Source organism: Tropicimonas sp. IMCC34011, assembly GCF_003390865.1.
Lineage (GTDB): Bacteria > Pseudomonadota > Alphaproteobacteria > Rhodobacterales > Rhodobacteraceae > Tropicimonas_B.
The window spans coordinates 446,781-458,400 of record NZ_QMEJ01000001.1 but is presented as its reverse complement, the minus strand read 5'-3'; the positions used below and the strand labels follow the sequence as shown (position 1 = coordinate 458,400).

Sequence of the window (11,620 nt, the reverse complement as noted above, 5' to 3'; positions counted from 1 at the left end):
AGGATCACGCCCATGCCCCGTGCCACCATCGTCGTTCCCGCCTACAACGTCGCCGCCACCCTTCCGGCGACCCTCGCCTCTCTTCGCGCCCAGACCTTCGACGACTTCGAGATCCTCGTCGTCGACGACGGCTCCACCGATCGCACCGCGAGCATCGCCCGGTCCACCGGGGACACCCGTGTCCGCCTCGTGCAGCAACCCAATCGCGGACTTGCCGGGGCGCGGAATACCGGCATCCACCATGCCCGCGGCGCCTATGTCGGCTTCTGCGACGCGGACGATCTCTGGCGTCCGGGCAAGCTTGCGGCTCATGTCGCGCATCTCGACGGTGCCCCGGAGGTCGGCCTGAGCTACTCGGGCTCCGAGATGATCGACGAGGCCGGCCGCTCCCTCGGCCTCGCGCAGAAGCCCCGGCTCCGCGGCGTGACGGCGGCGCATATCCTCAAGCGCAATCCGATCGGCAACGGCTCCGCGGCGGTCCTGCGCCGGAGCGCCCTCGACGCCATCGCATGGCGGCCCCGGCTGGAGAGGCATCGGGACTGGTGGTTCGATGAGACCCTGCGCCAGTCCGAAGACATCGAGTGCTGGCTTCGCCTCGGGCTCACGACGGATTGGGAAATCGAGGGCATTCCGGGCCTTCTGACCCGCTACCGCATCGCGGGCGGCGGTCTTTCGGCCGGGATCGACGCGCAATACGCCTCCTGGGAGCGGGCCATGGCGGGCCTCGTCCCCGTCGCGCCCGACTTCATGGCGCGACATCTGCCGGCCGCACGCGCCTACCAGCTGCGCTACCTCGCGCGGCGGGCCGTGAGCGCGGGGCAGGGCAGGCGGGCGGCGGCCCTCTGCGCCCAATCCCTGCGCACGTCCCTCCGGCCGCTTGCCGAGGAGCCGGCCAAGACCCTGACCACGCTCGCCGCCGCATCGCTGATGTCCCTCACCGGCTCCGTGCCGTTCCTCGCAGCTCGCACCACCGCTTCCTGAAAGGACCCGTCCCATGACCCGTATCCTCCATCTCGTCGATGACACGAACCCCGGCGGCGTCACGCGCTACCTGGACTTCCTCGCATCAAGCCCCGCCTCAGGGCTCGAGCACATCGTCCGTCCCGTCTCCCGAACCAGGCCGAGCGCCGGGGGGGAGGCGGCGGACATCATCGTCTCCCATCTCGCGGTGACGTGGCGCGGCCTGCCGGGATTGATGGCCCTTCGGGGGGCGCATCCGGACACGCCTCTCGTCCATGTCGAGCACAGCTACTCGGCCGGGTTCGTCGCCTGCAACGTCACCGCGCGGCGCCGCTTCCATACCCTCCTGCGCACCGCCTATGCGCTCTTCGACAGGGTCGTTGCCGTCAGCGGGGCGCAGGGAGAGTGGCTCCGGCTGCGGAATCTGGTCAGGCCCTGCGCGCTGAGCGTGATCCCGCCTTGCGTGGACCTCGCGCCGTTCCGTGCCCTCCCGGCGCCTCGCCAGAGGCGTGTCATCGGGGCGATGGGTCGGTTCGATCCGCAGAAGGGATTCGACCTTCTGATCAGGGCCTTCCGGGCCGTGGACGATCCCTCACTGACGCTGCGGCTGATCGGAGACGGCGCGGAGCGTGCGGCGCTCGAGGCCCTCGCGGAGGGGGACGCGCGCATTTCCTTCCACGGCTTCGCCGGCGATCCCGCCGCGGCGATGGCGGAGTGCGACGTCATCGCGATGCCCTCGCGGTGGGAGCCCTACGGCCTCGTGGCGCTCGAAGCCATGGCCGCGGGCCGGGTGCTCCTCGTGGGCGCGGCGGACGGCTTGGCCGATCACGCCGGGTCCGGCGCGCATGCCGTGCGGGGCGCCGGAACGGAGGTGTGGCGGGACTCGCTCTCGAGCCTCGACGAAATCGCCGCGGCGCCCCGCCCGGACGGGGCGGAAGAGGCCTGCCGGGCCGCATGGCATGCGCTCGCCCGGACGGCGCAGGCCGCGCCCGCACTCGCGGCCTGAAACGTGCATTCCGGACGCCGCGCACCGGCAGGGTCCGCGCGGCGTCCGGAGCATCCGGCCCGCAAGTGCCGCAACGACACATCGTCCCGGAGGCGATCTTCATGGAACCGTCACGGACGCGTGACCTGACCGTTACGGACGAGGCCTAGCCCGGCGGCACATTTGGAATCGCTACAGGGACAAGCGACATGATGAAGACCGCAACGGCGACGATCGCCCTCAGCCTGACGGCCACCTCCGTGATGGCGCAGACCGAGATCAGCTGGTGGCACGGCATGGGCGGCCGCAACGGCGAGGTGATCAACGAGATCTCCCAGCAGTTCAATGACGCCCAGGACGCCTGCAACCTGACGCCGGTGTCCCGCGGCACCTACGAAGAGGCGCTGGCCTCCGGCATCGCCGCCTTCCGCTCGGGCGAGCAGCCCAACATCCTTCAGGTCTTCGATGCCGGCGCCGCGACGATCATCGCCGCCGAGGGCGCGACGATCCCCGCGGAGGACCTGATCCTGAACGCCGGTGAGGAGTTCGACCGCGAAGCCTTCATCGCCGGCGTGCGCAACTTCTACGCCGACAGCGACGGCAAGTTCATCGGCATGCCGTTCAACTCCTCGGCGCCGATCATGTACTACAACGAAGAGGCCTTCGAGAAAGCCGGCGTCGAGCCGCCGAAGACCTGGGAAGAGTTCGAGGAAATCGCCCCCGCCCTGAAGGAGGCCGGCTACCTGCCGTTGACCGCGTCCCAGCTCACGTGGATGATGGTCGAGAACTTCAAGTCCCGGAACAACCAGCAGTTCGCCACCAACAACAACGGCTATGACAGCGTCGACGGCACCGAGATCCTCGTCACCGACGAGAACCAGGTGATGATGTTCGAGAAGCTGAAGGAGTGGGCCGACGCCGAGCTCTTCGGGTTCTACGGCGCCGGCTGGGGCGACAACCTCAAGCCCTTCGAAGACGGCCAGTCGGCGATCTGGATCGGCTCCTCGGGCTCCTTCGGCGGCCTGCAGCAATCCACCGATTTCGACTTCTCCGCCGATTTCATGCCCTACTGGGATGCGATCGAGGGCGCCGGCACGCAGAGCTTCATCGGGGGCGCCGCGCTCTTCGCGATGTCCGGCAAGTCCGACGAGGAGAATGCCTGCACGGCGCAGTTCTTCTCCTTCCTGACCTCCCCGGAAACGCAGGTCTACTACCACAAGAACACCGGCTACGTTCCGATCACCGAGGCCGCCTACGAGATGGCCAAGGAAGAGGGCTACTACGACGAGCAGCCGGTGGCCGAGGTCGGCATCCAGCAGCTGATGCTCGAAGGCGGCGAGTGGACCGGCGGCTACCGCATGGGCTTCTATCCGCAGATCCGCACCGTGATGGAGCGCGAGTTCAACCGCATCTTCTCGGGTGAAGTCGAGGTGCAGGACGCGTTCGAGACGATCGAAGAGGAAGGCAACCAGCTCCTGGCGCGCTTCGCCAAGACCGCCGGCTGATCCTCTCTTCGGATCCGAACCTAAAGGGATCCGGCCCCCCAGCGCGGGCCGGATCCCCGCATCGTTCCAAGGGCGGCCTCCGGCCGGGGAAGTAACCCCGCGCCCCGGGCCGCCATCCCTATGGAGTACCGGTCCCCATGGCCGAAACCTACCACACGGGCAGCGCGCGGCAGGGTGCGATCCTGTCCCGCCTGCGGGCATGGTACAGCGCCGAGACCGCTGACCCCGCCAAGCGGGTGCAGTTCGACCGGCCGCTGACGCCGTGGCTGTTCCTTCTGCCGCAGCTCGCCATCGTCGCGATCTTCTTCTACTGGCCCTCCGTGCAGGCGGTGACCTCGTCGTTCTACATCGAGGATCCGTTCGGCTTCGGAGCGACGTTCGTCGGCGGCGAGAACTACGCCGATGCGCTCGCCTCCAGCCAGTACCTCTCCACCGCGACCTTCACCGCCTTCTTCTGCGCCATCGTCACGGCGCTCTCGCTCGGGATCGGGCTTCTGCTTGCGGTGAAGGCGGACAAGGTGATCCGCGGCGCCCCCGCCTACAAGACGCTTCTCATCTCCGTCTACGCCATCGCGCCGCCGGTGGCGGGGCTCATCGGGATGATGTTCTTCGACATGCACATGGGACCGCTGAAGGATCTCGCGGCGTTCTTCGGCCACGATCTGCGCGTCGGGATCGACTATTGGGACACCGCCGTCGCGGTCGTCACCATCTCGGTCTGGAAGCAGATCCCCTACAACTTCATCTTCTTCCTGTCGGGGCTGCACTCCGTTCCGACTTCGGTTCGCGAGGCCGCGCTCATCGACGCGCAATCGGGCTGGCGGCGGTTCAGGGACGTGACGCTGCCGCTTCTTGCGCCGACGGCGTTCTTCCTGCTGGTGATCAACATCACCTACAGCCTGTTCGACACCTTCCCGATCTTCGACGTGGTGGTGAAGGACAAGCCGGCCAACAACCCGATCACGCTCGTCTACAAGGTCTATCTCGACGGCTTCAAAGGCAACGACATCGGCGGCTCCTCCGCCCAGTCGGTGATCCTCATGATCGTCGTCGCGGCGCTGACCATCATGCAGTTCCGCTTCCTCGAACGCCGCGTGCATTACGGGTGACATGATGCAGAAGATCAAACCCTTCGACCACCTGATCCTCATTGCGGGCGTCCTGTTCCTGATCGCGCCCGTCGTGATGGCTCTCATGTCCTCGACCCATACGCCCACGGACATCCACTCCAACGGCCTCTACCTCACCCCCGGCAGCTATGGCGGCGAAACCTATCGCAAGGTGCTGACCCACAAGGGCGGCTTCACCGGGGACGTGACCGGCCTCACGATGCTGATGAACTCGATGATCATGGGCATCGGCTTCGCGGTCGGAAAGATCGTCCTGTCGATGATGGCGGCTTATGCGCTCGTTTACTTTCGCTTCCGGTTCGCCACGATCCTGTTCTGGATGATCTTCACCACCCTCCTGCTGCCGCTCGAGGTCCGGATCATGCCGTCCTATCAGGTGATGTCCACGCTCGGCCTTCTGAACACCTACACCGGTCTGATCGTGCCGCTTCTGGCTTCAGCCACGGGCACGTTCTTCTTCCGCCAGTTCTTCCGATCCGTGCCGGACGAGCTGCTGGAGGCCGCGCGGATAGACGGGGCAGGGCCCTTCAAGTTCTTCATCGACATCCTCGTGCCGCTCTCGCGCACGATGATGGCGGCGATCTTCATCATCATGTTCATCTACGGCTGGAACCAGTATCTCTGGCCGCTGCTGATGACGACGGACGAGACCTTCTACACGCTCATGCGGGGCATCAAGTCCATCCTGCAGGTGTGGATCGGCTCCCAGATCCCCGACTACAACGAAGCATTCGCCCTTGCGGTGCTGGCAATGATCCCCCCCGTTGCGGTGGTGGTGATCTTCCAGCGCATGTTCATCAAGGGTCTCACGGAAAGCGACAAGTGATGGCACATCTCTCCCTCAGAGGCGTGGGCAAGACCTATGCCGGCAGCACCCAGCCCGCCGTCAGCGGCATCGACATCGAGATCGAGGACGGCGAGTTCATCGTCCTCGTCGGCCCGTCGGGCTGCGGCAAGTCCACGCTTCTGCGCATGGTCGCGGGGCTCGAGACGATCACGGACGGCGAGGTGCGCATCGGTGGACGGCTCGTGAACAAGCTCGATCCCGCCGAGCGGGACATCGCGATGGTGTTCCAGAACTACGCGCTCTACCCGCACATGACCGTGCACGACAACATGGTCTACGGGCTGAAGAACCGCGGCGAGAGCAAGCAGGTGATCGAGGAGCGCGTCGCCGAGGCGGCCCGGATGCTGGAACTCGGGCCCTATCTCGACCGCAAGCCCCGCGCGCTGTCCGGCGGCCAGCGGCAGCGTGTCGCCATGGGCCGGGCCATCGTGCGGCAGCCGGCCGCGTTCCTCTTCGACGAGCCGCTCTCGAACCTTGATGCCAAGCTTCGCGTGTCGATGCGGATGGAGATCCGCAAGTTGCAGAAGCGGCTCGCCACGACGTCGCTCTACGTCACCCACGACCAGCTCGAGGCGATGACGCTCGCCGATCGGCTCGTCGTCCTGAACGGCGGCCGGGTCGAGCAGATCGGCGCGCCACTCGAGATCTACCGCTCTCCGGCCTCCACCTTCGTCGCCTCCTTCATCGGCGCCCCCGCGATGAGCCTTCTCGACGCCCGGATCGAAGGCGGCGAGATCGTCCTGGAAGGACACAGGCTGGGGCGCGTGGACCACGCCGAAGGGCCGGTGACGCTTGGCCTCCGGGCCGAGGATTTGCGGATTTCGGACCAGGGGCTGCCGCTTGTCGTCGAGCATGTCGAGGAGCTGGGCGCGCAGCGGATCGTGCACGGGATGGTCGGCGGCCAGCCTCTCGCGGTCATCGACACCTCGGAGCGTCAGTTGGCCGGGGAGGTCCTCATTGCCGTCGATCCCGCCCGTTTGCACCTCTTCGATACAATGTCAGGCAGGCGCATCGAGGCATCCCGCGCGCCGGTTCTGGAGGGCGCGGTGTGATCCGCGAGACCGTCCGGGAGCTCCCGGCTCCGACCCCCGCCGACCTGGCGTTGAAGGATCTGCCGCGGGATGTGGCCACGCATGACGCGCACATGGCTGGCGTGGCGCCGATGAACCTCGTCGAGACCGGTGGGACGGCGGATGCCGCGGCCCTGCCGTTTCCGATCACCGTCGGCGCCTGGAACCTCGAACGGTGCCTCTTTCCGGTGCCCTCCGCCACGAAGATGAGCGATTGCGGCCTACTACTGGTCTCCGAGATGGATCACGGCATGGCCCGCACCGGCCAGCGCAATACCACGCGAGACGTCGCCGCAGCGCTCTGCATGGACTACGCTTACGCTGTCGAGTTCCTCGAGCTCGGCCTCGGCTCCCCGATCGAGCGGGATTTCTGCACCGACGATTCCAATGAGCTCGGCTTCCACGGCAACGGGCTGATGGCGAAGACTGCCCTCGAGGCGCCTTTCGCCCTTCGCCTCTTCGGGGAGCGCCAGTGGTTCCGGGATGCCGAGCAGCCCCGCCTCGGGGAACGCATCGCCGTAGGAGCGCGCGTGCTAACGGAGGAGGGCCCGATCCTCGCCGTCTCCACCCATCTCGAAAGTGCCTGTGGGCCGGAGCACAGGGAGCGGCAGCTCCGCGGGCTCCTCGAGGTGATCGACGCGGAGTTTCCGGACCTGCCCTGCCTCCTCGGCGGCGACCTAAATACCGGGAACCACAACGAGGGGAACTGGCGGGCGGAGGGTCTGTTCGATGTCAGCTCGAAGGCGGGCTTCGAGATCCATGGCGGGCCGGAGGACCAGCCGACGACGCGCCCGAGCCTGATCACCCGCTGGCCGGAGCGGTCCCAGAAACTCGACTGGATCCTGACCCGCGGTTTGCGGATGGGCGAGACGGAGATCCGCTCCTCGCTGGACGCGGACGGCCGGCCGCTGTCCGATCACGACGCTGTCGTGACGCGCGTGATCGGACTTAAACGTTCTAAATTATAGCCTTAGATGTCGAAGTTCGACGGCAGGACGATCATGTCCCGGATCGTGACATTCCGCGGCCGGGTGAGCATGAACATCACGGCATCGGACACTTCCTGCGTCTCCATCAGGGCGCCAGCATCCTTCATCCGCTGGAGCCGCTCCGGCTCCCAGTCGGACAGCAGCGCCGAGATGACGGGCCCGGGGGAGACCTGTCCCACGCGGACGCCATTCTCCATCAATTGCCGGCGCATGGTCTGCACGAAGCTGGTGATGGCCCATTTCGAGGCGGAGTAGACCGGCTCGACATGGATCGCGCTGTGGCCGGCGATGGAACAGGTGACGATGATGTCCCCGACGCCGCGCTCGCTCATGTGCGGGGCGACGGCGTGGACGTTCTTGATCACCGCGTTGACGTTCAGTCCGACCATCCGGTCGATGGCCTCCGGCGTCGTGTCCACGAGATCGCCACCGATATAGCTGCCGGCGTTGCAGAGCAGGATATCGATATGCCCGGCCTTCTCGAGGATCTCGGGCACCATCGCGTTGCAGCTTTCGGCGTTCAGAAGGTCGGTCACCTGGACGATCGCCTTGTCGCCGAGCTCGCCCGCAAGCTTCGTCAGTCCCGCCTCGTCCCGGTCGACCATGACGACCGTCGCGCCGGCGGCGAGCAGGTCCTTCGTCATCGAAAGCCCGATGCCGGAGGCGGCGCCGGTGACGGCAGCGACCTTCCCGTTCAGTGATTCAGCCATTTCGTTCAGTCTCCTTGGTCGCGGCGCCGATTGGTCCCGGGCGCCCGTAAGCCTGTGGTTCGGGCGGCGTGCCGTCAGATCGCGAGGAAGCCGCCATCGACGGACAGGACGCTGCCGGTGACCATGACGGCATCGTCCGACAGCAGAAGGGCGATCGCGCGCGCGACGTCCTCGGCTTCGGCGAACCGCCCGACGGGATGGCGCACCATCATTGGGTCGCGCTTCGCCGGGTCGCTCCAGGCGCCCTTGGCGAGCTCCGTCATGGTGACGGTGGGCGCGATTGCCACTGCGCGTATGCCGTGGGGGCCGAGCTCCCGGGCCATGACCCGCGTCGCGCCTTCGAGTCCCGCCTTGGAGGCCGCGTAGCACAGGTGATCCTGGAAGCCGCGATGCCCTGCGATGGACGTGACATTGACGATTGTGCCGCCGCCGCCCGCGTCGATCCGCATCCGCGCGAATTCCTGCGCGCAGATGAGGGCGGTCCGCAGGTTGATGTTCATGACCGTGTCGTAGCCCTCTTCCGTCATGTCGAGGACGCTTTCGAGGACGTTCGTTCCGGCGCAGTTGATCAGGAAATCCGCGGGCCCGACCTCCGCCATGGCGGCGCGGGCGCCGGCGGCCGTGGAGAGATCCACCGCGTGGCTCTGCCCGCCGATCTTCTCGCGCAGACTGTCGAGGTCCGATTGCGTGCGGCTGAGGGCGATGATCTTCGCGCCCCGCTCGGCCAGAAGCTCGGCGGTCGCCCGGCCGATGCCCTTGCCGGCGCCGGTGATGATGACGGTCTTGCCAGTGAAATCCATGATGCCCTCGAAGAATGGTCCGGCCGGCCGGGGGCCGCCTTGGGGGTGATGCGATGTGCCGGGATCGGCGTGGTCCGGGGAGGGCCGGGGCGGCTGAAGCGCGCGCCCCGGCCGCTCCTCAGCGCCATTCCCGGCCGATATAGATGGCCAGAAGGATGATGAGGCCCTTGATGACGTCCTGCAGGTAGGGATTGATCCCCATCAGGTTCAGGCCGTTGTTGATGATGCCGAGGAGGATCGCGCCGATCAGCGTGCCGAGGATCAGGCCCCGACCACCGGCGATCGCCGTGCCGCCGAGGACCACCATGGCGATCGCGTCGAGCTCGAAGGCGACGCCGGCGCCCGGCTGCCCGCTCATCAGCCGCCCGGTCAGCACGATGGCGGCCATCGCCGAGGTGAAGCCGGAGATCATGAACACGAAGAGCTTGATGCGCTTGGTGTTCACGCCCGAAAGGTTCGCCGCGGTCTCGTTGCCGCCGATGGAATAGACATGCCGGCCGAAGGCGGTGCGCTGAAGGAGAACCCATGCGAGGGCGTAGAGCACGACCATGATGATGATCGGGGTGGGTATGCCGCCGATCCTGCCGATGCCGAACCAGGAGACCCAGCCGGGCAGCCCGCTGATCGGGTAGCCGCCCGAATAGACGAGGCCGAGGCCGCGCGCGATCAGCATGGTGGCCAGCGTCACGATGATCGCCGGCATCTTGCCCCAGGCCACGAGGATCCCGTTGAAGAGGCCGAAGAGGATGCCGACGACGATCATCGCCAGCAGGCCAAGCCAGCCCGGCAGCCCCATGTTCACCATGACCCCGGCGCCGAGCGTGCCGCACAGCGCCATCACCGCGCCGACGGACAAATCGATGCCGCCCGTCAGGATGACGAAGGTCATGCCGATGGCGAGGATGCCGATAATGGATTGCTGCCGCAGGACGTTGACGAGGTTGTCGACGCTGAAAAAGTTGTCGCTCGCGAAGGCCATGGCGATCGACACGACGATCAGACCGACGAGCGGCAACAGAAGCGGCGAATGCTTGATGCTCGCCAGAACCGTGTGAACCGGCGAGGACGACCGTTGGGTCTCGGCGTCATGCGACATATCTGAGCTTCCCCGTGGTTGCATGTTTCATGATGTCTTCGGAGGTGATCTCGTCGCCTTCGATGGTCGCGACGATGGCACCGCTGCGGAACACGCAGACGCGGTCCGACAGGCCCATCACCTCGGGCAGTTCGGAGGAGATCATGATGATCGAGTAGCCCTCCTCGGTGAGCTGTCGCATCAGGTGGTAGATCTCGGACTTGGCGCCGACATCGATCCCGCGGGTCGGTTCGTCGAAGATCAGGATCGGGGTGTGGTGGTTCAGCCAGCGGGCGATCACGACCTTCTGCTGGTTCCCGCCCGAAAGCGTATCGACGGGCACGTCCGGACCCGGCGCCTTCACCTGGACGTCCTCCATCACCTTCGTGGTGTGCTTCCGCTCCTCCGAGAGGTCGAGGAAGTACTTCAGCGTCCGGTACTTGCCGTAATTGTTGATCGAGATGTTCTGCATGATCGAGAACGACGTGATGAGCCCCTGATCCTTGCGGCTCTCGGGCAGAAGGCCGATGCCGCGGGCCAGCGCCTCGCTCGGGTTTGCCGGCGCGCCGGGCGTTCCGTTGATCTCCACCTTCACGCTCGCGGCGGGGTAGGCGCCGAGGATCGACAGGGCGGTTTCGGTGCGGCCCGATCCGACGAGCCCGGCGAAGCCGAGGATCTCGCCCTTGCGCAGCTGGAAGGTGCTGACGGGGCCGTTCTTGCGCAGCTGTATCTGGGCCGCGTCGATGACCACCTCCGCGTTCGGAGCGGCGGGGGGCTTGGGCGGGAAGTTGTTCTCGATCCGGCGGCCGACCATCATTTCGACCAGCTCGTCGGTGCTGATCGAACCGACATCCCGCGTGCCGACATATTCGCCATCGCGCAGGACCGTGATGCGATCCCCGATCTCGTAGATCTCCTCGAGGTGGTGGGAGATGAAGACGATGGCGACGCCCTGAGAGCGCAGATCCCGCATCACCTTGAACAGGTGCTCCGTCTCGCTCGGGGTCAACGTCGCCGTCGGCTCGTCGAGGACGAGGATCCGCGCGTCGAGGGACAGCGCCTTGGCGATCTCCACGAATTGCTGTTCGGCCACGCTGAGATCGGCGACCGGCACGTTGAGCGGGACATCGACGCCGAGCTTGTCGAGAACCTCGCGGGCGCGCTTGCGCATGGCCTTGCGGGCGAGGAAGCCGCCCGTCTTGATCTCCCGGGCGAGGAAGATGTTCTCCACCGCCGTCAGGTACGGGATCAGGCTGAATTCCTGGAACACGATGCCCACGCCGGCCTGAATGGCCTCGTCGTAGTGCTCGAAGGACCGCTCCTTGCCATCGATGACGATGGTGCCCTCATCCGCACGGACGATCCCGCAGAGGATCTTCATCATCGTGGACTTGCCGGCGCCGTTCTCGCCAAGGAGTGCATGGACTTCACCGTCGCGGACCTCGAGGTCCACTCCGTGAAGGACCTTGACCGGACCGAAGGCCTTCCGGATGCCCTTCATCTCAAGCATGTCGTTCCCTCCCAATGACGCCGCGCCCGGAGGGTCCCG

General features: G+C 66.4%; 11 protein-coding genes. 7 read left to right on the top strand and 4 right to left on the bottom strand.

The window, feature by feature from the left end:
- Positions 1-12: 12 nt before the first annotated feature.
- From DQG15_RS02265 to DQG15_RS02235, 7 genes are all read left to right on the top strand, one after another.
- Positions 13-981: a glycosyltransferase family 2 protein gene (locus DQG15_RS02265; RefSeq protein WP_116082404.1), complete on the top strand. Its 969-nt coding sequence runs from the start codon at positions 13-15 to the stop codon at positions 979-981.
- A 13-nt stretch (positions 982-994) separates the two neighbouring features.
- A complete protein-coding gene (locus tag DQG15_RS02260; protein ID WP_116082403.1) occupies positions 995-1,966 on the top strand; it encodes a glycosyltransferase family 4 protein in 972 nt (323 codons plus the stop codon).
- A gap of 188 nt (positions 1,967-2,154) precedes the next feature.
- The gene (locus DQG15_RS02255; protein ID WP_116082401.1) at positions 2,155-3,450 is read left to right on the top strand and encodes an extracellular solute-binding protein; all 1,296 of its coding nucleotides are present in this window, start codon (positions 2,155-2,157) and stop codon (positions 3,448-3,450) included.
- A 137-nt stretch (positions 3,451-3,587) separates the two neighbouring features.
- A complete protein-coding gene (locus DQG15_RS02250) occupies positions 3,588-4,559 on the top strand; it encodes an ABC transporter permease subunit (RefSeq protein ID WP_116082399.1) in 972 nt (323 codons plus the stop codon).
- Between the two features lie 4 nt (positions 4,560-4,563).
- Entirely contained in the window at positions 4,564-5,406 is an 843-nt protein-coding gene (gene ugpE, locus DQG15_RS02245) for a sn-glycerol-3-phosphate ABC transporter permease UgpE (RefSeq protein WP_116083682.1), read from the top strand.
- Entirely contained in the window at positions 5,406-6,479 is a 1,074-nt protein-coding gene (gene ugpC / locus DQG15_RS02240) for a sn-glycerol-3-phosphate ABC transporter ATP-binding protein UgpC (protein WP_116082398.1), read from the top strand. Before ugpE ends, ugpC begins: the two co-directional genes overlap by 1 nt.
- Positions 6,476-7,465: an endonuclease gene (locus DQG15_RS02235; protein ID WP_116082396.1), complete on the top strand. Its 990-nt coding sequence runs from the start codon at positions 6,476-6,478 to the stop codon at positions 7,463-7,465. Before ugpC ends, DQG15_RS02235 begins: the two co-directional genes overlap by 4 nt.
- Positions 7,466-7,467: 2 nt before the next feature.
- On the opposite strand, the gene DQG15_RS02230 is transcribed toward DQG15_RS02235, so the two are convergent.
- The 4 genes from DQG15_RS02230 to DQG15_RS02215 form a co-directional block, all read right to left on the bottom strand.
- On the bottom strand, positions 7,468-8,196 hold the full coding sequence (locus DQG15_RS02230; RefSeq protein ID WP_116082395.1) for an SDR family oxidoreductase: 729 nt from the start codon (positions 8,194-8,196) through the stop codon (positions 7,468-7,470).
- Positions 8,197-8,270: 74 nt separating this feature from the next.
- A complete protein-coding gene (locus DQG15_RS02225) occupies positions 8,271-8,996 on the bottom strand; it encodes an SDR family oxidoreductase (RefSeq protein WP_116082393.1) in 726 nt (241 codons plus the stop codon).
- 118 nt (positions 8,997-9,114) lie between these two features.
- On the bottom strand, positions 9,115-10,092 hold the full coding sequence (locus DQG15_RS02220) for an ABC transporter permease (protein ID WP_116082391.1): 978 nt from the start codon (positions 10,090-10,092) through the stop codon (positions 9,115-9,117).
- Positions 10,082-11,581: a sugar ABC transporter ATP-binding protein gene (locus DQG15_RS02215; protein ID WP_116082390.1), complete on the bottom strand. Its 1,500-nt coding sequence runs from the start codon at positions 11,579-11,581 to the stop codon at positions 10,082-10,084. The genes DQG15_RS02220 and DQG15_RS02215 overlap by 11 nt, the downstream gene beginning before the upstream one ends.
- Positions 11,582-11,620 lie beyond the last annotated feature (39 nt).

Bases quoted from the DNA above. Each gene is read 5' to 3' on its own strand.
- DQG15_RS02250 (WP_116082399.1), top strand. From the start codon at position 3,588: ATGGCCGAAACCTACCACACGGGCAGCGCGCGGCAGGGTGCGATCCTG.
- DQG15_RS02225 (WP_116082393.1), bottom strand. From the start codon at position 8,996: ATGGATTTCACTGGCAAGACCGTCATCATCACCGGCGCCGGCAAGGGC.
- DQG15_RS02220 (WP_116082391.1), bottom strand. From the start codon at position 10,092: ATGTCGCATGACGCCGAGACCCAACGGTCGTCCTCGCCGGTTCACACG.
- ugpE (WP_116083682.1), top strand. From the start codon at position 4,564: ATGCAGAAGATCAAACCCTTCGACCACCTGATCCTCATTGCGGGCGTC.
- DQG15_RS02255 (WP_116082401.1), top strand. From the start codon at position 2,155: ATGATGAAGACCGCAACGGCGACGATCGCCCTCAGCCTGACGGCCACC.
- DQG15_RS02230 (WP_116082395.1), bottom strand. From the start codon at position 8,196: ATGGCTGAATCACTGAACGGGAAGGTCGCTGCCGTCACCGGCGCCGCC.
- DQG15_RS02260 (WP_116082403.1), top strand. From the start codon at position 995: ATGACCCGTATCCTCCATCTCGTCGATGACACGAACCCCGGCGGCGTC.
- ugpC (WP_116082398.1), top strand. From the start codon at position 5,406: ATGGCACATCTCTCCCTCAGAGGCGTGGGCAAGACCTATGCCGGCAGC.
- DQG15_RS02215 (WP_116082390.1), bottom strand. From the start codon at position 11,581: ATGCTTGAGATGAAGGGCATCCGGAAGGCCTTCGGTCCGGTCAAGGTC.
- DQG15_RS02265 (WP_116082404.1), top strand. From the start codon at position 13: ATGCCCCGTGCCACCATCGTCGTTCCCGCCTACAACGTCGCCGCCACC.